Here is a 21,420-nt window from a genome sequence, read left to right as displayed (position 1 = left end):
ATCGATCGGGGAGTTTGTCATGACGGGTCCGCTACATGGTGTTCGAGTTGTCGATCTCACCACGATGTTGTCGGGGCCATGTGCTGCGCAGACCCTTGCCGAGATGGGCGCCGACGTCACCAAGGTCGAGACGCCCGAGGGCGACAATCTCCGCAATATCGGCCAGTCCCGCAGCGGCGGGATGGGGCCGATGCATCTTCATGCCAATCGCGGCAAGCGCAGCGTCGCGCTCGATCTCAAGAGCGAGGATGGGCGCAACGCATTTATAGGTCTGATCAAGGATGCCGATGTCCTGATCTGCAATGTCAGGACCAAGGCGATGCAGCGTCTGCGCCTCGCTTACGATGATTTGCGCGCGATCAACCCGACCCTGATCTATGTGAGCATCGTTGGCTATGGCAGCGGTGGGCCTTATTCGGATCGGCCAGCTTATGATGATCTCATTCAGGCGGCCGTCGGCATTCCGTCGCTTGGCGCGTCGCAGGAAGGCGGCGCGCGCTACGCGCCGATCGCTGTTGCGGATCGTGTCACCGGCATGAATGCGGCCAATGCGGCGCTGGGTGCGCTGTATCACCGTCTCAGGACGGGTGAGGGCCAGCATGTCGAGGTCGCGATGTTCGAGACGATGGCCTTCATGGTGCTGTCCGATCACATGGGCGGTCGCACCTATCAGCCTCAACTCGGCCCGACCGTGTTCGAACGATATGCGTCGGTGCGCCGACCATTCCCGACGTTGGACGGCGTGGTTTGCTTGCTGCTCGTCACCGACAAACAGTGGAAGGCATTCTTTGATCTCGTCGATCGCGGCAATGTTCTCGAGGACGAACGTTTCTCCACAGTATCAGGGCGCACGCATAACACGACAGCGCTCTACAAGATCGTCGCCGAACTCGTCGCGACGCGCACGACCGACTGGTGGATGCAGGAACTGGAGCGTGTCGATATTCCCGCAGTGCCGCTGGCGACCATCGACAGCCTGATCGACGATCCGCATCTGAAGGCGGTCGGCTTCTTCGACGAGGTCGAGCATCCCAGCGAAGGTCCGATCAGGGCCATGCGATCGACGGGGCGTTGGTCGAAATCGCAGCCAGCACCAGATCGGCCAGCTCCACGCCTGGGCGAGCACAACGAACAAATTTTGCCGAGGTAGAGTTTTCAGGCCGCGAACACCGCGACCGCCGCCCGTTTAACTACAGGTGATCTTCTTCATCGTGTGATTGGTGACGAAGCCGTAGCCGCAGGTGTCGCAGGTCCAGAGATAGCTCACCACATTTTCAGCGAGAAACGCGGAAGACTCTGCGGCGATCATGCTGTCGGCGCAGACCGGACAAGTGGGAAGATCGACACGTGGTGTCGTGCTCGACGTAGTCTGATGGGACGTCGTGGTCGTATGGATTTCAGCAGCAGCTGCCATCGTGACCTCCTTCACCATCTGATTTGACCCGCGATGAGATTATCCTGATTTGCCCGACCAAAACTGATTTGTTTGACCTCGGCGCAACACAAATGCGTTGATCCGGTGATATTCCCATCGCGATTTTGCGATGCAGCGCGTTACGACGTTGTGCACTGCGGGCAATTGCGACGCAGTGTCACGCTTTTCAATGTTCGCAGGCGACCCTCTCCGTTTCGTTACCAGACGGATCGGTTACGGATATGCAGCGATTAACGTGACACCCAGCAGGATGCCTGCTGGCAATTGCGGGGGCCTTGCCGTAGCTCTTGGGCGCGTCTCACACCTGCAAGGATTCGCCTCGATGGCCCAGCCCCCACGCCGACCACGCACGCTCCAGGACGCCCGCACCGAGGCTGAATCAGCTTTCAAGAAGGTCACCGCGCCGGTTGCGGAAGCACCGGCCAAGGCGAAAGCCATTCCTGGTGTTCGCGAGGTGGTGTCGCTGCGGATCGATCAGGACGTGCTCGAATATTTCCAGGAAGCCGGTCCAGGCTGGCAGGACCGGATCAATGATGCGCTGCGCAAGGCTGCGGGAAAATAGCCCCGCAGCCTTTTCACATGATCAGCGCCCGAGAATGCCGCCCACAACGCCGCCGATGAACCGGCCCGGCAGTGCGGGATCGACCGAAGGCGGCGGCGCCTGGCGCCTTACCACAGGCGCGGGTGCTTCCTCATAGGTCTGTACCTGACGGCGCACCGGCTTCGGTGCCGGCGCGGGCTCTTCGGCCAAGGTCACAGGTTCGGCCAATAATGCGACGTGCTGGACCTTGTTCAGGTAACCCGAGGTCGGATAGCCGCGCGCGGCCTGCCAGCGGGTGATGACGCCGCGGGTTCCGGCGTCAAAGCTGCCGGTCGCCTTGGTGTCGAAGCCGAGCCCGTTGAGGCGGCGCTGCACGTCGCGGCGCTTGGCCTGGTTGAGGCCGATCTTGTCTTCGGTGAGCTGGTTGGCCTGTTCGGTGAACACGGCTTTGTCACCGCCGGGGCCGCGGTGCGCGGCGCTGTGGCGGCTTCCTGCAGCGCCGCGATGCGGGCGAGGGCGAGCGGCTTGAACTGGCCGTTCGGATACATGGTGATATAGGCGTTGAGTTCTTCGGGACGGTTGGAGTCCTTGATTGAGCGCCAGAATTCAAGCTCGACATCGGAGCCGGGTGTCGCTGCCGCAGGCATCGTGGCGGTCGGGCTGGCAGCGGCGACCTGTACCTGCGTCTGGACATCCGGATTGAGGTAGACGGCGCCGATCAGGTTGGTGTGGCCCCAGGGCAGCTGTCCCTTGTTGGTTTCGTCCTGCACCTGCGCGCGGACCTTGGTCATGGCCTGCTGGATCTCGGCGCCGGGCGTGGTGATGTTGTTCAACAGCGCGCGGGTGAACGGGCTGTTGCCGCCGCTCTTGCCGTCGAGCGCGGTCTGGCCCGGGCTGGTCGCGAAAGCGATCAGGGTACCTTCGCCAGACTTCATTTCGGCCAGGCCGGACGATACGGCGACGCTGCGCGTTGCCGATCCGCTGGAGCGGATCTTGGCGGCGAATGGATTGTCACGGCAGGCGTCGAGAAACACCAGTTTGACCTTGGCGTCGCCCATGGTCTGTTCGAGCGTCATCTCGACATTGATGGCGGCACCGAGCTTGACGTCCATTTCCGATTTCAGATTGGCATCGACCGGCAAGAGGTAGTTGACGTTGTTCACCGAGATACCGTGACCGGCGTAGAAGAAGAGGGCGACATCCGCCCCTGTGCCTTGCGCCCGAATTCGAGCAGGCGTTCGGTCATGCCGTCGCGGGTGAGGTTGGAACCTTCGATGACCTCGAAGCCGACATTGCGCAGCGTGCTGGCCATGGCCTTGGCGTCGATCGGCGGGTTCGGCAGCGGATCGACATTCTTGTAGGCGCCGTTACCGACGACAAACGCCACGCGTTTGTCGGCGAGCGCAACGTCGGCGCTGAAGACCACAGACAGCGCAGACAAAGCGAATACGAGCTGGCGCACGGCAAATCTCCCCTAATCGAATCCGGTCGTTCGACCACTGGCAGAGGAGAAACTATCAAGGGTGTGCCCGCGCCAAAATGGCGAGACGCGCACTGCAGGAATAAAAACGAAAATGGAACTCAGGTGGTCGCGCGCGCCGGTGCGCGATCGGGGCTGCGCAGGTTCAGCGTATTACCGGCGAGGATCAGCGTGGCGCCGAGCACCGTGAACATGTCCAGCTGTTCAGAGTATAGTAACCATCCGATCATGGCGCTCAACGGCACGCGCAGGAAATCCATCGGCACGACGACTGTCGCATCGGCATAGAGCATCGCGCGCGCCATGCAGAAGTGCGAGAAGGTGCCGCAGAAGCCGACGACGACCAGCCAGAACCACACATAGGCCGATGGCCATTCCCATGTGGCTATCGCGGGAATGAGACCTGCCGTCGACTGGACCACGATCATCCAGAAGATGATCTTGAGCGCGCTGTCGGTGCGCGTCAGCGACTTGATCAAGGTCACCGAAATACCAAATCCAAAAGCCGAGGCGAGCGAGATCAGTTGTCCGACATTCAGCTCGCCTGTCGTCGGCCGCACGATCACGATGACGCCGATCAAGCCGAGGACGATCGCGATCACCTTCCAGCGCGTGATGCGCTCACCGAGAAAGATCGCGGCCATGATGGCGATCCAGATCGGCATCGTGAATTCAATCGATACGAGTTGGCTGAGCGGGATCAGGGTCAGCGCATAAAACCAGCCGAGCTGCGATGCGTAGTGCACCAGATTGCGCGTGACATGCGCCATCGGCCGCGTGGTCGCCATGGCTCTGCAACCACCATTCATCAGGACGATCGGTACAAGGAAAACGAAACCGAACAGCGAGCGGATTTCCATTACCTGAAACACGCCGAGTTCGCGCAGCGTCTCGCGACCGCCGATGGCCACGAACAGCATCAAGAGCAGCCAGCCGGACATCCAGAAGGCGGCGCGAATTTTGGAGGGCTGGCGGTCCATGAAGACGAGCTTGTTTCCTGCAGGGCATGCACCGTTATGGTCGGCGATTGCCATCTCGCCGCTGTATCGGCGAGATATCCGGGCTTTGCAACGCGCGAATTCGCCGAAGCAGCAATGCGCGCGCAAAACAAAACCCCGGCAGCGCAGGGCGCCACCGGGGTTAGGATCACGGATGGGATGACAGGCTTAGCTGCGCGTCAGCGTGATGTTCACGCCCTTGAACTGGCCATCGGATGCGATGGAGACCGCCTGCTTGTTGCCGGTGGTCGTCAGCGTCAGTTTGGCATCGAAGCCCGGTGCCGAGACATTGACGTTGAACTTGCCAGCCGAAGAGGTGCCCTGGAGTTCGCCGCTGACATTGCGGGTGGTCTCGGACCAGTTACCCGACAGCGTATTGCCCTTGGCGATCACATTGCTCTTCAGCTCGAACTTGTAGCTGTCGCTGGCGCAGAGCAGCGACTGGTTGAGCCCGTTGCCGTCGCCGCTGACCGCATACGTCGCCTTGCAACGGATGCGCTCCTTGGCGCCGCCATCGAGCGAGATGTTGCCCTGGCCCGACCAGACACCCGCCATTCCCGCGAAGGGCGCGGACTGGGCGAACGCCGCAATGGACGGCACCGCAATGGCGGCGGCGAAAATAGCGGTCCGGGCAAAGGCGCGCGGGAAGGTCGAGACGGCGGTCATGGGCAGTTCCTGATGCGGGTTATTGACGAGAAGCTTCCCAGCGCCCGCTGCAGGGGACGCCACCCGAGGCGCCGTTCCATTTGCCGGAGCCGGCATTGCCGGTGAGCTGGCCGTTCGCGAATGCGGGGCCGATCGAGACGCGCACGAGGCCGGTGCTCGCGATCTTGCCGGAAACGTCAGCACCAGGTGCAGTCACCCGGCCGTCGGTCACCGTCAGCGGATAGCTGGCCGTACGGTCGCAGCTGCCAGTCTGCGTGAAAATGGTGACGTTCCAAAGACCGTCATAAGGGTGCTGGGCGGAGGCAGGGACGGTGGCGGCAAGCGTGGCACCGGCCAGCAAGGAGGCGGACAGGAACACGCGCATGCGGTCGAAACGCATTGAATCAAATCCTTTGATGTTGTGATGGGTCGCGTTATTCGCGACTAATGTGTCCAAAATTTGTGCGGTGCGCATTGACCCAAAACATCTGCATGGCGCAACGCACGGTCCCCGGTTTCGTTCCCCGGGAGCCGGTATTATTTTCGGCTCGTCCGAAAAATCAGCTCAGCTTCGGCGCCTTCGTGGCGAATTGCTCGTCCTGATAGGTGGCCGGCAAGCTATTGTTTGCAATGGCATAATCGACGACTTCGCCGAGCAGCTTGTAGCCGAGCGGGGCGAGGGCGCGTTCCCATAGTTCGCGAGCGGTTTCGCCCTTCTTCACGAAGCAGAATTCCTGGGCCGCAATGGCGCCGCCGTCCATCACGTCGGCCAGATGGTACACGGTGCCGCCGGCGATCGGGTCGCCTTCCTTGATGGTCCATTCCACCGCTGCGATTCCCCGGTGACGCGGAAGCAGCGACGGGTGATAGCCGATCCCGCCGAGCTTGGACTTGGCCAGTGCATCCTTGCCGATGCGGGCGTGGCTGTGGGCGGTGATGATCAGATCGGTGCCATCGGCGATTTCTGAGGCGACCACGAGCTTCGGATTGGCCTGCACGGTCACCGGAATCCCTGCGGCCTTGGCTGCAGCGGCCAGTCGGTCCTCTGCATCCGCCACGACCACGCTGATGATCTCGACCTTGTGGGTCTTCAGCATATCGAAGGTCGTGACGCCGAAGTGACGGGAGCCGACGAGCGTAATCCGCATGGTATGTGTCCGGTGATCAGAGGCTGGAGGGACAGAAGCCGGTTGGCCCGGCGTCGTTGATTGCGAAAGTGGTGGGCGGGATGGGGATCGAACCCATGACCAGTCGATTAAAAGTCGAATGCTCTACCGCTGAGCTACCCGCCCGAAGATGCCGTAAGATTTTGCGGTCCGACGGCTGATGCCCAACCCTGGGGAGAGACAGTCCGTCCGCCATGCCGCTTGCGATGCAGCGTATCGCGTTGGGACGCTGTGTAAAAGGCGGGTCCGCCGGGGTCAAGGGCGAGCCCGCTGGTTGTGGACATGAACCGGCGGACGGTAAACGCAGGTCAGCTGGCCTCGCGCTGCGGCTCGGGCCGGGAAATGTCCAGCTGCGGCATCCGCACGGGGCGCAGGCCGATCAGCTCGGCGGTGCGCACCGTGGTGTCTGTCCACCACTGGAACTGATTGGCGCGCGAATTTTCCAGAATGGCGATCAGCACCGCCGACAGGAATGGCAGGCTCTGCAGTATGAGCACGCCGGCGAAGATGTAGATTTCCGTGACCTGCTTGTCGTTGTTCGAAAACACCAGCACGCCGGCGCTGATCAGCAGCAAGACGCCGATCACCGCCTCCCAGAACGCCTGGAATTCGATCGACATGGTCGATTTGCCGCCCTTCGACGTCACGGTGAAGGGCAGGTGATCCTTGATGAGGCCGTCGGCGACGGCCCGTGACACCGTCCATTGCACGGACATGGCGGCGACCATGGCGCCGAGCATCTGCCATAGGCCGATCTTCACGCGCAGCCGGTACAGGATCAGGAAGTGCGCCAGCGAAATCACGAAGGAGACGATGATCGGCAGTGTCAGGATCGTGTCTGGGATCGAGATATCGGCAAAGGCGATGATCGGCACCCAGATGATGTTGAGGATCGCCACGACGACGCCGAGGCTCTCGGCACCGAGCCAGTTGAGCCAGCCGAGCCCGAATTCTCGCTTCTGGTCCTGCGTCATCCGGCTCGCGCCTGGCATGAAACGGCGCCAGTGCTTCTTGATGATCTGGAAGCCACCATAGGCCCAGCGATGCCGTTGCTTCCTGAACGCCTCATAGGTGTCCGGAAGCACGCCGTAGCCGTAGCGCTCCTTGGTGTAATGGGTCAGCCAGCCATGCTGCATGATCGCGAGACCGAGATCACTGTCCTCGCAGATGGTGTCGCCGGCCCAGCCACCCGCCATGTCCATCGCCTCGCGACGGATCAGGCACATGGTGCCGTGGACGATGATCGCATTGGCCTCGTTGCGCTGGACCATGCCGATGTCGAAGAAGCCGGCATATTCGCCGTTCATGATGTAGTGCATCAGTGAACGGTCTTCGTCGCGATGGTCCTGCGGCGCCTGCACGAGACCGACGCGCGGGTCGTTGAAGGCAGGGACAAGGTCCTTGAGCCAGTTCGGCTCCACAACATAGTCGGCATCGATGATGCCGATCACCTCTGCATCGGCCGCGGTGCGATCCATGGCAATGCGCAGCGCGCCGGCCTTGAAGCCCTCGACCTTCTCCGCATTGATGAAGATGAAGCGCTCGCCGAGCATCCGGCAATGATCCTGGATCGGCTGCCAATGGGCGGGATCCGGGGTGTTGTTGATGATCACCACGCATTCGAAATTCGGGTAATCGAGGGCTGCCACCGCATCCAGCGTCAGCTTCAGCATGTCCGGCTGTTCGCGATAGGCCGGGATATGAATCGAGACCTTCGGATATTTCTGCTCGGCATCGGCCGCCGCGCGCAGCACTTCGCTACGTTCGGCTGTCAGCAGCCGGAGTGGCTTCTTCCCGAATGCAATGGCCGCGATTTCCTCGATGCGGGCAAGTGCGATCAAGATCAGCGGAATCAGGAGAATACAGCCGAGCGTGAGGGCGAAAGCCGAGCCCCAGACGAAGTAATGAGTTTGCTGATAGGCAAAGATCGTTGCCGCCCAGGCGCCGACCGCATTGGCAGCCACCGCCAGCACGAAGGCCTGCAGCGCGGTCGGGGCGACGATCTGCAGGATCGGTAGCGACAGCAGAATGCCAACGAGCAGGGCGATGCTGGCGTTCTTCCAGTAGTCTGGGTTCACCACTGGACCGGTCCAGGGAAATTTCGGTTCGCGCGACGCGTTGAGCATGCCCCAATACGGGCCGACGCCGCCTTCGAAGAACTTCCAGGGCTGATCGATAGCTTCGACGATGTTGTAATCCATGCCGATGGCTTCGGCGCGGGTCACGAAATTGCGGATCACCACCGCCTGCTTGAACGGGCCGGGCTCGGCATTGCGGAGATTGTAGCCCTCGCTCGGCCAGCCGAATTCGGCGACCACGATGCGCTTGCCTGGGAAAGTCTCGCGGAGGAGGCCGTAGATATACACGGCCTGATCGACGGCCTGGGTGTCCTTGAAGTTTTCCCAATAAGGCAGGATATGCGCGGCGATGAAATCGACGGAGGATGCGAGCTGCGGGTTGTCGCGCCAGATGTTCCAGATTTCACCGGTGGTCACCGGAACGGAGACCTGCCTCTTCACCTTGCGGATATACTCGATCAGGTCCTGGATCTTGAGTTCGTCGCGATAGAGCGTTTCGTTGCCGACCACGACGCCGATGACGTTCGAGTTCTTTTTCGCCAGATCGACCGCGGAGACGATTTCGCGCTCATTGCGATCGGCATTCTTGTCGATCCAGACGCCGAGCGTGACCTTGAGACCGAATTCGGCGGCAATGGCCGGAACGATTTCGACGCCGCCGGTCGACGAATAGAGACGAATCGCCCGCGTCATGGTCGCGAGCTTCTTGAGGTCGGCGCGTACCTTGTCGACGGTCGGGATATTGTCGATGTCCGGATGTGCCGTTCCTTCGAACGGCGCATAGGACATGCTGGGGATCATGCCCCGGAAATCCGGGGCGTCCTGCTTCTCGCGCAGGAGGGCCCAGAGACCGGCATGAATGGCAGTGACGAGAAATATTACGGCGACGACGACGCGCATCGCGAGGAAACCATACGGGGCGAGCGAGGCCGGGAAGCGGACCTGTCCCCGAGGTCCGGCCAGTAGCGATCGTGGCCGATTATATCTGCCACACGAGTGAACAACTCAACTGCGGCCGTGGCGTTTTGAGGGCGACGACCGATCTCTGTGGAGACGTTTGCGGTGCACGACCGGCTTGGGCCGGTCGCGCGAAGCTAGACTTACTTTGGCGCCTCTGCCGGCTTGGCATCCGGCTTCGCCTCAGGCTGGGCAGCCGGAGGAGCAGGGGACGGCACGGGCGGCTGGGTGAGCGCGGCCGGCTGCGGCGTGGCGTTCGGATTGATCCAGCAGGCATGGACGTGACGGTTCAGGCTGTCGGCCACTTTCGGGTCGATCGCCGGGCCGAATTTCACGAGGCAACGGAACGTCGCCTGCACGTGGCCGCCGGGGCAGCCGAAGCGGTCATAGAGGTCGAGGTGACGGAAAGCCGTGTCGAGATCGTCGCGCCACATCAGGACGACGACGCGGCGGCCGAGCCAGACACATTCCGGATTGCCGCCCGGGCCATTGATCGCCTGAGTCGCCTCGACGAATTCGTCGGCCTTCTTCTGGCTCTCACGGGCGACGTCGGCAGGGGTGACAGGCGCATTTGCCGCAGGTTTCTGATCCTGCGCGAGGACGGCACTGACCGGCATGATTGTCGCGCTCACACCCAGCAGCAAAGCGAGTGCCGGAACGGCGCAACGACGCAGAACCGAAGTTTGGAACCCGAACACCAGTCGACCCATAAAGTCCCCGATAAAAGTTAGCTGTCAGCCCCTGACGTCCTCGCCAGATGCCGCGCAAATGGGTCTCCATTACGGCGAAGACCTCGGGTGAATCCCATGACTGTTATTTTGGATTTTGTCCAGCAACGCCGGAAGTTCGTCTCATTTTCGTGGCGTGACGGTGAACATTCGCCGCAGCGCCGGTTGGCGGGCTTGGCAGATCGGCGATGACGGGCTAATCGACGAGCGTCTTTTGGAGGACGGAACCAATTTCCTACCGCACGCCGCTGGCGCTTCTCCTAATCTCACTCGGTACGATCGCAGCGGTGTGGTGGTGGCTCGCCACGCCGGTTTCGCTCGCGCGTGCCCCGATCGATCCCGCCGCCAAGCTGGAATGCGTGTCCTACGCGCCGTTCCGCGGCGAGCAGACGCCGCTCAATTCGACGGCCATCATTCCTGCCGCGCAGATTGCCGCCGACATGGCGCAACTGGCGCAGATCTCGAAATGCGTGCGGACCTATTCGATCGACAATGGTCTCGATCAGGTGCCGGAGCTGGCCGGGAAGGTCGGTCTCAAGGTCTTGCAGGGCGTCTGGCTCGGCAGCAACCGGGCAAAGAACCTGGCACAGATCGCGGGCGTGGTCGATTTGACCAAGCGCTATCCCAGCGTCATCACCGGCGTCGTAGTCGGCAACGAAGTGTTGCTGCGCGGCGAGATGACTGCCGCCGATCTCGTCGGCAATATCCGGTCGGTGAAGGCGCAGGTCGGGCAGGTCCCTGTGACCTATGCCGATGTCTGGGAGTTCTGGCTGAAGAATCGCGAACTCTATGACGCCGTCGATTTCGTCACGATTCACATCCTTCCATATTGGGAGGACCTGCCGATCCGTGCCCGGAACGCGGCGGCGCATATCGATTCGATCCGTAAGCGGGTTGCAGTGGCATTCCCCGCCAAGGAAATCCTGATCGGCGAGACCGGCTGGCCGAGCGCGGGTCGCATGCGCGAAGGTGCACTGCCGTCGCGGGCCAATCAGGCGCGGGTGGTGTCGGAACTGCTCGATCTCGCCAAGCGTGAAGGCTTCCGGGTCAATCTGATCGAGGCCTATGACCAGCCGTGGAAGCGCGATCTGGAAGGAACGGTTGGCGGCTATTGGGGGCTTTATGACGCCGATGCCCGCGATCTGAAGTATCCGGCCGGCATTCCTGTCAGCAATTATCCGACCTGGAAGCTGCAGATGGGGCTTGGCATGGGCCTCAGCATCGTCGTGTTCCTCACGGGTATGCTGACGCTGCGCCGCAAGCCGTGGATGCCGCGTTTTTCGGCGTGGCTGACGGTAGCGGTGTCCGCAACGGTCGCCGGCGCACTGCTCGGCGTGGCCATCGACAAGCTGATTTACGAGAGCTACGGCAGCGGCCGGTCGATCCAGTGGGCCGCTCTGCTTGCCGCAGGCGTACTGTCACCGATCTTGTGTGCCTACGCCACCATGTCCGGCCGTTCGCTGCCGACATTCCTGGAGCTGCTGGGTCCGCAGCCCTACCAGAATCGCTCGTTTGCGACCGTTCTGCTGGGCCTGACCGTGATCGTCACGGCCCTGATCGCAGCGCAGACCGCGCTCGGCTTCGTGTTCGATCCGCGCTATCGCGATTTCCCGTTCGCTGCGCTCTCGATGGCCGTTGTGCCATTCGCCGGCCTGATGACGGTCAATCGCCGCGCCGACGGGACGCGGCCGATTGCCGAGGCCACCTTCGCCGGCCTGCTTGCCGCGGCCGTCGTCTATATCGGCTTCAACGAAGGGCCGGAGAACTGGCAGTCGGTCTGGACCTGTGCGGTCTACCTGCTGTTCGCTCTTACGCTGTGGCGGGCGCGGGCCGCGCAAATCCAAGGATAAGCAGCCCGATCGCGATGCCCGACAGGGCGACGTTGTAGAGCACGATGCCGAGACCGGCGGCGATCAACGCCCCGGTGATCAGCACGATCGATGGCCGCAGCAGGTTCAGCGTCGCAATCACGATCGCGGCGATGCCGAACACCGAATTCTTGAACAGATAGGTCGCGGTCAGTCGGCTTTTGCACAGCATGGTCTGCAAGCCGCCATCGCAGGCGAGTGCCGCAGACGACAGTTCGATCGCCATATAGCGCAGATAGATCGCATAACCGACGGTGGCGAAACCGACGATCAGGAGCCACTGGACTTCGCGAGCGGTGAGGCGGAACGGATCTTTTTTCATGGCCTGACTATGCTTTGGATCGGATCGGACGACAACCCGTCAGGCCGTCGCGGGCGCGCTTGAGCTTAGAAGACGATATAGGTTTCGCTGCCAAGCGTTTTCAATTGCTGGATTTTCATTCGCGGCTGAAGCCGAGCAATGTTCGCAGCGACGGCGTCGGCTTCGGCTCGGGGGCTTGGGCCTGCGCTTCCTCGACCGGGCGCGGTGGCGGCGAGGGCTCGGAGCGCTGTTCGGGCTTTGGTGCGGGTGCAGGTTCCGGCTTGGGCGCTGCGCGCCGCTGGGCCGGGCGCGGCGGCTTGGGTACGACCGGAGCGGCAGCTGCCGGTTCAGCCTCATTTTTCAGGGCAAGGCGCTGACCGTCGAAGGTCGAGGTCTCGCACGGGCGTTTGGTCTCGATCAGCGCGGCGCAGATCTGGGCCGCCGCCGCAGCATCGGTCAGCGGTCCCGCCACCAGGCGAAGCTGCATGCCGAGGCCGTTGCTGCGTTCGCGGACGGTGATGATGGGGCGCAGGCCGGACAATGCGCGCGATTTGGACATGCCGCGCCAGATCGCCCGCAGGCCATCGACCGAATTCGCGCCGCCGATATCGACGCCGAATTCGGTGCGGGACACCGGCGTGGCGACCACTTCGGGCTGAACGACAGCGGTGGCGGCCACTTCGATCGCAGGGGGCGCTTCAGGCGTCGGCTCGGGCGCCAGTATCGCCGCGGTCGTAACCTTGGCGGGCTCGTCCTGCGGCGGCGTCGAGGCGACGGGGGCGACCACCGGGACGAACGGGATCGCCGGGAGTGTTGCTGGCACCGGCTCGGTGGGGATCGCGGCGGTGGAGACCGGTTCGGCAGCAGGCTCCGGCGTGACCGGTTTCGGAACGACCACGGCGGCCGCCTGCCGCTTGATCGATCCGGTCACGGAATCCAGCCCCTGTTCGATCGAGGTCACGCGCGCAAACAGCCGGTCGCGGTCGCCATTCAGGGTCTCGATGGCGTGGGTCAGGCGGCGGTTCTCGACCTGCGCTTCCTTGGTGAGCTGCTGCAGCTGCTGGGCCTGGCGCGCGATCGAATCGGAGGCCACGACCTGGTCGTGGCGCAGCTGGAGCTGATACTGGCTGGAGACCACGGCGAGGCTGACTGCGCCGATCGCAGCCACGCCCCAGGAGCCCAGCCGCCACATCAGGCGCCGGCCTCCCTTGTCTTCATCGGCAAGGAATCCCGTCAGCAAGCCTTGCGGCTCGGCCGAGAAGGAATCCGCCCATTGGTCGCGCTTGTCAGCCATCCGACGTCTACGTCGTCCCGTCGCCCCGAATCACGCTTTGACATTATCAGGAAACCTTTGTGACCCTGACGCCGGAAAGCCACGTGATAGGGGAAACTGGTTTCCGGTTTCGCCGAAAGATGGCTATGACGGGGGCACGCGTTCGCGCGTTTCACGCTACGAGGACTTCCATGAACGATCGAACCAGCCTCACCATCGTCCTTGCCGCAGGCGAGGGCACGCGGATGCGGTCGTCTCAGCCGAAAGTGTTGCATCAGGTCGCCAACCAGTCGCTGCTGGCGCATGTGCTGCGCGCCGCGCCGCAGGGGGCGGGATCGTCGCTGGCGGTGGTGGTCGGGCCAGACCGCGAGGATGTTGCGGCCGAAGCCACCCGCGCCCGGGCCGACGCTGCGACTTATGTCCAGCGCGAGCGGCTCGGCACGGCGCATGCGGTGCTGGCGGCCAAAGAGGCGATGGTGAAAGGCGCCGACGATCTCTTGGTCGCGTTCGGCGACACGCCGTTGATCTCGGCTGCGACATTCGAGCGGCTGCGTGCGCCACTCCGGAATGGTGCCGCGCTGGCGGTGCTGGGTTTTCGCGCGGCCGATCCGACCGGTTACGGACGATTGCTCGTGGAGGGCGGTCAACTCGTCGCCATTCGTGAGCAGGCCGATGCCACCGAGGCCGAACGCAAGGTCGATCTCTGCAATGCCGGCGTCATGGCCTTTGCCGGCAAGACTGCGCTCGAGGTCATCGAGAAGATCGGCAATGCCAACAGCAAGGGCGAATATTACCTGACCGATGCCGTCGAGATCGTGCGCGGCATGGGCCTGCAGGCGACCGTGATCGAGACCGACGAGGACGAGGTCCGCGGCATCAACACCAAGGCGCAGCTCGCCGAGGCCGAAGCCATCATGCAGGCGCGCCTGCGCAAGGCGGCGCTCGATGCGGGCGTCACCATCGTAGCGCCGGACACGGTACATCTGTCCGCCGATACGACGTTCGGCAAGGATGTCATGATCGAGCAATTCGTGGTCATTGGTCCCGGCGTCAGCATCGGCGATGGCGCGGTCATCCATGCCTTCTCGCACATCGTGCAGGCCGAGATCGGCAAGCAGGTATCCGTCGGTCCCTATGCACGGCTGCGTCCGGGCACATCGCTGGGGGATGGCTCGCGGATCGGCAACTTCGTCGAGACCAAGGCCGCCAAGCTCGAGGCCGGCGTCAAGGTCAATCACCTGACCTATATCGGCGACACCCAGATCGGTGCCGGCGCCAATATCGGTGCGGGCACGATCACCTGCAATTACGATGGCTTCAACAAGAGCAAGACCATCATCGGCGCCGGCGCGTTTGTGGGGTCGAATTCATCGCTGGTCGCCCCGGTCAAGATCGGTGCGGGTGCGTACATCGGTTCCGGTTCGGTCATCACGCGCGATGTGCCGGACGACGCGCTTGCAGTGGAGCGCAACGACGTATCCGTGAAGGAAGGCTGGGGACAGCGTTTCCGCGACAAGAACGCCGGATCGAAGAAATCCAAGTGATGAAAAAATCCAAGTGACGATATCCGCCGGCTACTTGCCGGAGCCCTTGAGGAACCAGTTCCGCCGGGGTGGCGCCTTGACGGGCATTTCGGCGGGAAGTTCGACCGGTGGCGGTTCGTGGGCCGGAGGGGTCACAGTGTCGCGCATCGGCGGTGGCCACTGGGCGAGGCGGCTCTCATGCATTTCGATATGCCGCAGCCGTGTCCCAGCGATGGATCGCGGTTCGCGTGGATTGCGTGGCTCCCACATGGCCGTCACTCCATTTCAAGCTGGAGCGTCGCTAAATTGCGTTGACGTTTTGTTAAACGCCGCCGTGAAAATCGCATGGGATGGCCAGTCAAACTGTCTCAATCCGCAATAATTCTTGAGTATCAAGGCTTTTGCGATTCTCGCTAAGAGGTTCCGGCGCCCATTGTGGCAGCTTGTTACCGATCGTCGATTTACTGGAGATCAATTCGCACATGTGCGGCATCGTCGGAATTCTGGGACGCGCTCCCGTCGCTGAGCAGATCGTGGACTCGCTGAAGCGGCTCGAATATCGCGGTTACGATTCCGCCGGCGTTGCCACGCTGGAGAATGGTGAACTGACGCGTCGCCGCGCCGAGGGCAAACTGAAGAACCTCGAAGCCAAGCTGGCTAAGTCGCCATTGGCAGGCCATGTCGGTATCGGACATACGCGTTGGGCGACCCATGGCAAGCCCACCGAAGCCAATGCGCATCCGCATGCTGCCGATGGCGTGGCTGTTGTCCATAACGGCATCATCGAGAATTTTCGCGAGCTGCGCATCGAGCTTGAAAAGCAGGGCGCAGTGTTCGCCAGCGAGACCGACACCGAGACAGTCGCACATCTGGTCAACTCCTTCATCAAAAAGGGAGCCAAGCCCGTCGATGCCGTGAAGCAGGCACTGCCGCGCCTGAAAGGCGCCTTCGCGCTCGCTTTCGTATTCAAGGACCACGATGATCTCATGGTCGGCGCCCGCAAGGGCTCGCCGCTGGCCGTCGGTTTCGGCGATGGCGAGATGTATCTCGGCTCCGACGCCATCGCACTTGCGCCGTTCACCGACGATATCTGTTATCTCGAAGACGGCGACTGGGTGGTGATGAACCACAAGGGCTGCGAGATCTTCGACGAGGCCGGCAAACCGGCGAAGCGCGAGGTGCTGAAATCCGGTGCTTCGGCCTTCATGGTGGACAAGGCCAATTACCGCCACTTCATGGCGAAGGAAATTCACGAGCAGCCGGAAGTCGTCGGTCATACGCTGGCGCGTTACGTCGATATGGCCAGCGAACGCATTTCGCTGCCGACCGAGTTGCCATTCGATTTCAACGATGTTCAGCGTATTTCGATCGCTGCATGCGGTACGGCGAGCCTTGCAGGATTCGTCGCGAAATACTGGTTCGAGCGTTTCGCGCGCTTGCCGGTCGAGGTCGATGTCGCTTCGGAATTCCGTTATCGCGAAGCACCGGTGCGCAAGGGAGATCTGGCGATTTTCATCTCGCAGTCGGGCGAGACCGCCGATACCCTGGCAGCGCTGCGCTATGCCAAGGCCGAAGGCATGCACACGCTGGCCGTGGTCAATGTCCCGACCTCGACGATCGCGCGCGAGAGCGAGACCGTGATGCCCACGCTTGCGGGCCCCGAGATCGGCGTCGCTTCGACCAAGGCCTTCACGTGCCAATTGATGACGCTGGCTGCGCTGGCGGTTGCTGCCGGCAAGGCACGCGGCGTGCTGTCGGATGCCGACGAAGCCAAGCTCGTCCATGGGCTGGTCGAAATTCCGCGCCTGATGACCGAAGCGCTCACCCATGAGCACGAGATCGAGAAGCTTGCGCGCGACATCGCCAAGTCGAAGGACGTGCTCTATCTCGGCCGCGGCACCAGCTATCCGCTGGCGCTGGAAGGCGCGCTGAAGCTTAAGGAAATCTCCTACATCCACGCTGAAGGCTACGCCGCCGGTGAACTCAAGCATGGCCCGATCGCGCTGATCGACGAGACCATGCCGGTGGTGGTGATCGCGCCTTACGACAAGGTGTTCGACAAGACCGTCTCCAACATGCAGGAAGTCGCTGCCCGCGGCGGCCGGATCATCCTGATGACCGACGCCAAGGGCGCCGAGGAGGCGACCGTGGACTCCATGGTGACCATCGTGATGCCCGACATGTCCGCCGCCTTCACGCCGCTGGTCTATGCCGTGCCGGTGCAGTTGCTCGCCTATCACACCGCCGTGGTGATGGGCACGGACGTCGATCAGCCGCGCAATCTCGCGAAATCGGTGACGGTGGAGTAGGGCTAAGCGCTGATCTTGCCCTGGCTGAATTATGTAGTTACATTAATGCCTGTGGTGACTGCAGCAACGCGGGCAGCGCATGGCGACGACGTTCGATCCTGTCAAACGGAAATGGACGATCGAGCATCGCGGGCTCGACTTCGCCGTCGATGCCGATGAGGTCTTCGGCTCCATCAAAGCTACAAAGGTCGATGACCGGTTCGATTATGGCGAGGTTCGCTACATCAGTGCCGGATATGTCCGCAGCCGAATGGCTGTGATGGTTTGGACTGTTCGCGGCGATGATCGTCACGTGATCTCGATGAGGTACTGCCATGCGAAGGAAGAAACCTATTGGCAAGCCTATTTTCGGCAGTCCGGTGACTGATGACCCCGATGATGCTCCGGAATTGCTAGAAGAGTTTTTCCGGACTGCTGAATGGCGCGATGGGGATAAAGTCATCAGACCTGGGCGACCGCCACTGGGCGATCAACCGAAAAAGTCCGTCACGCTCCGGCTTGATGCCGATGTGCTCGAGTCCTATCGGGCGCTTGGCGCCGGCTGGCAGTCGCAGATCAACGCCGACCTTCGGAAGGTTCGTAAATTGAAAGCAGCATCCTGACGGTGTGTTCCGCGACGTCTTGTCCGAAAGGTGGCTTTCCCCGCACTGGCGAAATGCTGCTAGGATACCCATCAAAGGGGTAGGCGCAGTCGTGCGCCACCTGTCGTTTCTGACGCCGAGAGTTTGATGCAGCCCACCAATCTGCCGCCGACACCGCCTTTGGGCGAACTGCCGCCCGAGGCCCCGCGGGGCTTCATGGCGCGCATCCGCAACTACTTCCTCACCGGCCTGATTGTCGCCGGGCCGATCGCCATCACCTTCTATCTGACCTGGTGGTTCGTCACCTGGGTGGACGCCATCGTCCGCCCTCTGGTGCCCGAAGCCTATCGGCCGGAGCAATGGCTGCCTTATGGCATTCCAGGTTCGGGCCTGGTCGTCGCCTTCGTGGCGCTGACGCTGCTGGGTTTCCTCACGGCCAATCTCATCGGCCGTTCGCTGGTCGATCTCGGTGAAAACCTGCTCGGCCGCATGCCGGTGGTGCGCGCGATCTATCGCGGCCTCAAGCAGGTGTTCGAGACGCTGTTCTCCGGCAACGGTTCGAGCTTCCGAAAAGTCGGCATGGTCGAGTTTCCATCGCCGGGCATGTGGTCGCTGGTGTTGATCTCGCAGCCGCCGAGTGTCGAGGTCGCCACCAAGATCCCGAGCGAGGAGGAGCACATTTCGGTGTTCTTGCCTTGCGCACCGAACCCGACCACCGGCTTCTTCTTCTACGTGCCGAAGAGCAAGCTGATCGAGATCGACATGTCGGCGGAAGCGGCGGCCACGCTGATCATGTCGGCTGGCGTGGTGCAGCCCGGATCCGACCCTCAGAAGAAGATCGCGGCACTGGCCGAGATGGCCAAGGCGTCACGCGCCGGGACCGCGACGAAGCAGCCGGCCAAGGTCGAGTGATCGCGGCCGATGCGACCGCTTAACTCCTGGTCTCTGGCGGGGCTCGTTATCCTCGCCAGCGTGATCGTAACCGCCGTCACCGAAATGCGGATCGCCGGGATGGGCAGCGTCGCGCTGTCTGCCGGGGTCGCTTATGCCGGTTTTTTCGCCAACGTTGCCTGTTCGGGACTTGGGTTCTCGACACCGGAGCGGGGATGGTGGATTGCGAACGTTGCCATAGGCATCGCCACCATGACATTTCTCGGCGCACCCACCATTCCAAGTGCGTTGTGGACCGCCGGGCGCGTCCTGCTTGCGCGAGCGCTGGCCTAGAAGGCTCATAGCCTGAAGGGCGTTGGTTTAGATGCTGCCCTCGCGGGCGAAAGCCCAGCGCTTTCGTTTGCCCACACTCCATCGGGACGACCTAGCACGCGGCTATTCGTGGAATTAGCTCCGACGAGACCTTAGCTCATACCTCTTAGAGACATGATGACCGGGTTTGCTCAGCGTATACGCGAACGACGCGCACCGGAAAACGCGCTTCAGATGCAACGACGTCGGTGCGTTGGCGGCATGGGAGCCACGACGGCGATATCCGCGTCTTTGATTCGATATCGTGAGGCTAGAACCAAGGATTCTGTCTGATCAGACGCCATTTCTGCGCGGTTGAGTTCTGAAGTGGCTTGAGGACAATTGGGGAGTTCGTCTTCTCAGACGAGATGGTGACGTAGAGTTGTGTGTCCTTAAGTCGGATGAGGTAGGTCTCTCCTCCGTCTGAAATGAAATCCCAATATTGAGTTTTGCTGCTGCCAAGCGGCTGCTGCCAAAGTGCCGTCATTGCACCTGGAGTGCCTGATGGCTCCAGTGTTTTAGAAGTGTACACATTGCGAAGCTGATAGGTGTTGCCTTGCACCTGATCAAACTGCCAGGTCATGCACTTCCAGCTCCAGTGATCATAGAGAATGATGTTGTTACCGTCGTCTTTCTTGGCTTCGAATGGACGAATGTTTTTGGCAGTGAGCACATTTTGTATGGCGTAAGTGGTGCCGACTTCCTGCGCTGATGCGCCGGTCAGGAGCGCCAGTAATGCGAGGATCGGGGCAATAAGCGTGTTCATGGTTACCTCATGTCATGTACGCGACAGGCTGCCGACGACGAATGCGATAGACAGAGGCGGGCGGCACGTTGCGGGCTGTTCGTCCAACCAGGCTGGCCTTGAGACCTAGCCTGTCCAGGATCGGGCGCGGAACGGGGCAGCCTATGCCATAAGTGAACTGATAAAATGTGCCTCCATCACGCATATGACGGAAGGCGCCAGTGAGAATGGCCATTACCTTGCGGGGCGTCATAGAAAGCAGCGGAAGGCCGCTTACGACCGACCCTGCTGGCGCGATGAAGGGCTCATACTGCGCAAGCTGCGAAGCATCCATCCATAGCACGCGTGCATTTGGAAACCGCTGTTGCAGCAAGCGCATGAAGTCAGAGCCGTACTCAATGAGCAGAAGTTCTGATTCCGAGACGCCGCGTTGGAGGAGTGCTTTGGTGAAGACTCCAGTTCCAGGTCCAAGCTCGATGACAGGGCCATCCCCTGGTTTTATCTCGCTTGTTATGAGCCTTGCCAGAGATTGACCCGATGGAGCAACTGCCGACACCCGGCGGGGATTGGCTATCCAGGCGCGGAAGAACCCAAAGAAATCGTTGCAAGTGGTCGTCGTGCTCATCGTGTTTCCCTAAGGGCTAGAACTCGAACTTGACGCCGGTCATGTGCTCAAGTTGCTCAACGAGGATACGTCCAGCCTCGATGTCGTCGGCAATTGGTGCGGTCTTATCTTCAGCCGGATGGCCACGAAGTCGCATGAAACCACCAGGGCCGTAGTAGCCGCCCGGCTTGATGTCCTTCGATGTGGCAACCATCAGCGTTGGTTCGGCACCAGCAGCTGCGCTTTGAATCAAGGGATACATCGCGAAAACGGAGAGCAGCATGAGCTTGCTGGTGTCTGCAAAGAGATTGGTCTTGGCAGCGCCAGGGTGGCTGCAAGCTGAAAGGAGCCGGTCGCCTGCACGTCGTTGGAACTCCCTTGCAACGAGAATGTTTGCGAGCTTCGTTTTTGCGTAGGTCTTGATCGGTTTGTAGCCCTGCTTTGCATCAAGGTCTTGAATAGGAACTGGACCGCCCATGGCGTGAGTCCCAGAAGCCACCGTCACGACGCGGGGCGAAGATGATTTCAGCAGTGCGGGAAGAAGTAAGGCGGTGAGGCGATAAGGCCCAAGCACGTTGGTGGCAAATTGCATCTCGTGACCATCGACGCTTTCCCGGCGGTCTGGTAGCGCCATTACGCCTGCATTGTTGATGAGGATGTCGAGGGGCGTTCCAAGAGCAAGTTGGCGCTCTGCAAATGATTGAACCGAGTCCGGGTGCGCGAGATCAAGCTTGTCGGATCGAACGGTGGCGGTCGGGACAGCCGATAGAATGCGACGAGCGGCGTCGGCTGCTTTTCCCTCATTGCGGGAAGCGATCGTCACATCAGCTCCGGCGCGCACCAATTCAAGGGCCGTGTGCCAGCCGATGCCGTTACTCGCACCGGTTACGATGATGCGTTTGCCTGCCATTGAAGGGATATCCTTCAATGTCCATTCCTTACTCAT

Annotated in this window: 22 protein-coding genes, 1 tRNA gene and 2 pseudogenes; 9 read left to right on the top strand and 16 right to left on the bottom strand. The window is 61.7% G+C overall.

Annotated features, from left to right (window positions below):
* Positions 1–19: 19 nt before the first annotated feature.
* Positions 20–1,150, top strand: a complete 1,131-nt coding sequence (locus RPMA_RS15675) for a CaiB/BaiF CoA transferase family protein (protein WP_211908484.1) — start codon at positions 20–22, stop codon at positions 1,148–1,150.
* 36 nt (positions 1,151–1,186) lie between these two features.
* Here the strand turns inward: RPMA_RS15675 and RPMA_RS15670 are convergent, their stop codons facing one another.
* Positions 1,187–1,414, bottom strand: a complete 228-nt coding sequence (locus RPMA_RS15670; protein WP_211908482.1) for a hypothetical protein — start codon at positions 1,412–1,414, stop codon at positions 1,187–1,189.
* Positions 1,415–1,757: 343 nt separating this feature from the next.
* Here RPMA_RS15670 and RPMA_RS15665 point away from each other — a divergent pair, with 343 nt between their 5' ends.
* Entirely contained in the window at positions 1,758–1,997 is a 240-nt protein-coding gene (locus RPMA_RS15665) for a BrnA antitoxin family protein (protein WP_211908480.1), read from the top strand.
* Between the two features lie 21 nt (positions 1,998–2,018).
* Here RPMA_RS15665 and RPMA_RS28040 read toward each other — a convergent pair whose 3' ends face one another.
* The 10 genes and pseudogenes from RPMA_RS28040 to RPMA_RS15625 all read right to left on the bottom strand — a co-directional run bounded on the left by RPMA_RS28040 (position 2,019) and on the right by RPMA_RS15625 (position 10,010).
* The gene (locus RPMA_RS28040) at positions 2,019–2,192 is read right to left on the bottom strand and encodes a hypothetical protein (protein WP_249225786.1); all 174 of its coding nucleotides are present in this window, start codon (positions 2,190–2,192) and stop codon (positions 2,019–2,021) included.
* 90 nt (positions 2,193–2,282) lie between these two features.
* Positions 2,283–2,351: pseudogene (locus tag RPMA_RS28035) on the bottom strand (hypothetical protein); the annotation flags it as partial.
* 407 nt (positions 2,352–2,758) lie between these two features.
* A pseudogene (locus RPMA_RS28030) lies at positions 2,759–3,363 on the bottom strand (caspase family protein); the annotation flags it as partial.
* A 194-nt stretch (positions 3,364–3,557) separates the two neighbouring features.
* Positions 3,558–4,436: a DMT family transporter gene (locus RPMA_RS15655; RefSeq protein WP_211908478.1), complete on the bottom strand. Its 879-nt coding sequence runs from the start codon at positions 4,434–4,436 to the stop codon at positions 3,558–3,560.
* A gap of 186 nt (positions 4,437–4,622) precedes the next feature.
* Positions 4,623–5,120, bottom strand: a complete 498-nt coding sequence (locus RPMA_RS15650; protein WP_211908470.1) for a hypothetical protein — start codon at positions 5,118–5,120, stop codon at positions 4,623–4,625.
* A 19-nt stretch (positions 5,121–5,139) separates the two neighbouring features.
* Complete coding sequence (locus tag RPMA_RS15645; RefSeq protein ID WP_211908468.1) at positions 5,140–5,499, bottom strand: hypothetical protein; 360 nt, start codon at positions 5,497–5,499, stop codon at positions 5,140–5,142.
* Between the two features lie 160 nt (positions 5,500–5,659).
* Complete coding sequence (locus RPMA_RS15640) at positions 5,660–6,247, bottom strand: formyltransferase family protein (RefSeq protein WP_211908466.1); 588 nt, start codon at positions 6,245–6,247, stop codon at positions 5,660–5,662.
* Positions 6,248–6,316: 69 nt separating this feature from the next.
* Positions 6,317–6,391, bottom strand: a tRNA-Lys gene (locus tag RPMA_RS15635).
* A 182-nt stretch (positions 6,392–6,573) separates the two neighbouring features.
* Positions 6,574–9,243: a glycosyltransferase gene (locus RPMA_RS15630; protein WP_211908464.1), complete on the bottom strand. Its 2,670-nt coding sequence runs from the start codon at positions 9,241–9,243 to the stop codon at positions 6,574–6,576.
* A 200-nt stretch (positions 9,244–9,443) separates the two neighbouring features.
* Positions 9,444–10,010, bottom strand: coding sequence for a beta-1-3, beta-1-6-glucan biosynthesis protein (locus tag RPMA_RS15625; RefSeq protein ID WP_211908455.1), 567 nt, complete (start codon positions 10,008–10,010; stop codon positions 9,444–9,446).
* A 266-nt stretch (positions 10,011–10,276) separates the two neighbouring features.
* Here RPMA_RS15625 and RPMA_RS15620 point away from each other — a divergent pair, with 266 nt between their 5' ends.
* Complete coding sequence (locus RPMA_RS15620) at positions 10,277–11,878, top strand: glycoside hydrolase family 17 protein (RefSeq protein WP_408056552.1); 1,602 nt, start codon at positions 10,277–10,279, stop codon at positions 11,876–11,878.
* Here the strand turns inward: RPMA_RS15620 and RPMA_RS15615 are convergent.
* Together RPMA_RS15615 and RPMA_RS28330 are read right to left on the bottom strand one after the other, a co-directional pair.
* The gene (locus tag RPMA_RS15615) at positions 11,838–12,218 is read right to left on the bottom strand and encodes a hypothetical protein (protein ID WP_211908453.1); all 381 of its coding nucleotides are present in this window, start codon (positions 12,216–12,218) and stop codon (positions 11,838–11,840) included. The two genes, RPMA_RS15620 and RPMA_RS15615, sit on opposite strands and share 41 nt — an antisense overlap.
* Positions 12,219–12,333: 115 nt before the next feature.
* Positions 12,334–13,491, bottom strand: a complete 1,158-nt coding sequence (locus RPMA_RS28330) for a hypothetical protein (RefSeq protein WP_211908451.1) — start codon at positions 13,489–13,491, stop codon at positions 12,334–12,336.
* Positions 13,492–13,661: 170 nt separating this feature from the next.
* Between RPMA_RS28330 and glmU the strand changes: the two genes are divergently transcribed.
* From glmU to RPMA_RS15580, 6 genes are all read left to right on the top strand, one after another.
* Positions 13,662–15,014 carry a bifunctional UDP-N-acetylglucosamine diphosphorylase/glucosamine-1-phosphate N-acetyltransferase GlmU gene (glmU, locus tag RPMA_RS15605; RefSeq protein ID WP_211908449.1) on the top strand — a complete coding sequence of 451 codons (1,353 nt, stop codon included), beginning with the start codon at positions 13,662–13,664 and terminating at the stop codon, positions 15,012–15,014.
* Positions 15,015–15,475: 461 nt separating this feature from the next.
* Positions 15,476–17,302: a glutamine--fructose-6-phosphate transaminase (isomerizing) gene (glmS, locus tag RPMA_RS15600; protein WP_211908447.1), complete on the top strand. Its 1,827-nt coding sequence runs from the start codon at positions 15,476–15,478 to the stop codon at positions 17,300–17,302.
* A 79-nt stretch (positions 17,303–17,381) separates the two neighbouring features.
* Positions 17,382–17,669 (top strand): BrnT family toxin, encoded by a 288-nt coding sequence (locus RPMA_RS15595; protein WP_211908445.1) that lies wholly within the window; start codon positions 17,382–17,384, stop codon positions 17,667–17,669.
* Positions 17,617–17,904 (top strand): BrnA antitoxin family protein, encoded by a 288-nt coding sequence (locus tag RPMA_RS15590; protein ID WP_211908443.1) that lies wholly within the window; start codon positions 17,617–17,619, stop codon positions 17,902–17,904. Before RPMA_RS15595 ends, RPMA_RS15590 begins: the two co-directional genes overlap by 53 nt.
* A gap of 126 nt (positions 17,905–18,030) precedes the next feature.
* Positions 18,031–18,795 carry a DUF502 domain-containing protein gene (locus RPMA_RS15585; RefSeq protein WP_211908441.1) on the top strand — a complete coding sequence of 255 codons (765 nt, stop codon included), beginning with the start codon at positions 18,031–18,033 and terminating at the stop codon, positions 18,793–18,795.
* A gap of 9 nt (positions 18,796–18,804) precedes the next feature.
* Positions 18,805–19,107 (top strand): hypothetical protein, encoded by a 303-nt coding sequence (locus RPMA_RS15580; protein WP_211908433.1) that lies wholly within the window; start codon positions 18,805–18,807, stop codon positions 19,105–19,107.
* Between the two features lie 289 nt (positions 19,108–19,396).
* On the opposite strand, the gene RPMA_RS15575 is transcribed toward RPMA_RS15580, so the two are convergent.
* From RPMA_RS15575 to RPMA_RS15565, 3 genes are read right to left on the bottom strand one after another with little or no spacing between them, the layout of a single operon-like run.
* Positions 19,397–19,891 (bottom strand): RICIN domain-containing protein, encoded by a 495-nt coding sequence (locus RPMA_RS15575; RefSeq protein ID WP_211908431.1) that lies wholly within the window; start codon positions 19,889–19,891, stop codon positions 19,397–19,399.
* Between the two features lie 7 nt (positions 19,892–19,898).
* The gene (locus RPMA_RS15570) at positions 19,899–20,495 is read right to left on the bottom strand and encodes a class I SAM-dependent methyltransferase (protein ID WP_211908429.1); all 597 of its coding nucleotides are present in this window, start codon (positions 20,493–20,495) and stop codon (positions 19,899–19,901) included.
* Between the two features lie 16 nt (positions 20,496–20,511).
* Entirely contained in the window at positions 20,512–21,420 is a 909-nt protein-coding gene (locus RPMA_RS15565; RefSeq protein WP_211908427.1) for an SDR family NAD(P)-dependent oxidoreductase, read from the bottom strand.

This window comes from Tardiphaga alba, assembly GCF_018279705.1.
Lineage (GTDB): Bacteria > Pseudomonadota > Alphaproteobacteria > Rhizobiales > Xanthobacteraceae > Tardiphaga > Tardiphaga alba.
This window is presented reverse-complemented; position numbering and strand designations above follow the sequence as displayed.

Coding starts and splice junctions, on each gene's coding strand:
- RPMA_RS15675 (WP_211908484.1), top strand. CDS start 20: ATGACGGGTCCGCTACATGGTGTTCGAGTTGTCGATCTCACCACGATG.
- RPMA_RS15670 (WP_211908482.1), bottom strand. CDS start 1,414: ATGGCAGCTGCTGCTGAAATCCATACGACCACGACGTCCCATCAGACT.
- RPMA_RS15665 (WP_211908480.1), top strand. CDS start 1,758: ATGGCCCAGCCCCCACGCCGACCACGCACGCTCCAGGACGCCCGCACC.
- RPMA_RS15655 (WP_211908478.1), bottom strand. CDS start 4,436: ATGGACCGCCAGCCCTCCAAAATTCGCGCCGCCTTCTGGATGTCCGGC.
- RPMA_RS15650 (WP_211908470.1), bottom strand. CDS start 5,120: ATGACCGCCGTCTCGACCTTCCCGCGCGCCTTTGCCCGGACCGCTATT.
- RPMA_RS15645 (WP_211908468.1), bottom strand. CDS start 5,499: ATGCGTTTCGACCGCATGCGCGTGTTCCTGTCCGCCTCCTTGCTGGCC.
- RPMA_RS15640 (WP_211908466.1), bottom strand. CDS start 6,247: ATGCGGATTACGCTCGTCGGCTCCCGTCACTTCGGCGTCACGACCTTC.
- RPMA_RS15630 (WP_211908464.1), bottom strand. CDS start 9,243: ATGCGCGTCGTCGTCGCCGTAATATTTCTCGTCACTGCCATTCATGCC.
- RPMA_RS15625 (WP_211908455.1), bottom strand. CDS start 10,010: ATGGGTCGACTGGTGTTCGGGTTCCAAACTTCGGTTCTGCGTCGTTGC.
- RPMA_RS15615 (WP_211908453.1), bottom strand. CDS start 12,218: ATGAAAAAAGATCCGTTCCGCCTCACCGCTCGCGAAGTCCAGTGGCTC.
- RPMA_RS28330 (WP_211908451.1), bottom strand. CDS start 13,491: ATGGCTGACAAGCGCGACCAATGGGCGGATTCCTTCTCGGCCGAGCCG.
- glmU (WP_211908449.1), top strand. CDS start 13,662: ATGAACGATCGAACCAGCCTCACCATCGTCCTTGCCGCAGGCGAGGGC.
- glmS (WP_211908447.1), top strand. CDS start 15,476: ATGTGCGGCATCGTCGGAATTCTGGGACGCGCTCCCGTCGCTGAGCAG.
- RPMA_RS15595 (WP_211908445.1), top strand. CDS start 17,382: ATGGCGACGACGTTCGATCCTGTCAAACGGAAATGGACGATCGAGCAT.
- RPMA_RS15590 (WP_211908443.1), top strand. CDS start 17,617: ATGCGAAGGAAGAAACCTATTGGCAAGCCTATTTTCGGCAGTCCGGTG.
- RPMA_RS15585 (WP_211908441.1), top strand. CDS start 18,031: ATGCAGCCCACCAATCTGCCGCCGACACCGCCTTTGGGCGAACTGCCG.
- RPMA_RS15580 (WP_211908433.1), top strand. CDS start 18,805: ATGCGACCGCTTAACTCCTGGTCTCTGGCGGGGCTCGTTATCCTCGCC.
- RPMA_RS15575 (WP_211908431.1), bottom strand. CDS start 19,891: ATGAACACGCTTATTGCCCCGATCCTCGCATTACTGGCGCTCCTGACC.
- RPMA_RS15570 (WP_211908429.1), bottom strand. CDS start 20,495: ATGAGCACGACGACCACTTGCAACGATTTCTTTGGGTTCTTCCGCGCC.
- RPMA_RS15565 (WP_211908427.1), bottom strand. CDS start 21,420: ATGAGTAAGGAATGGACATTGAAGGATATCCCTTCAATGGCAGGCAAA.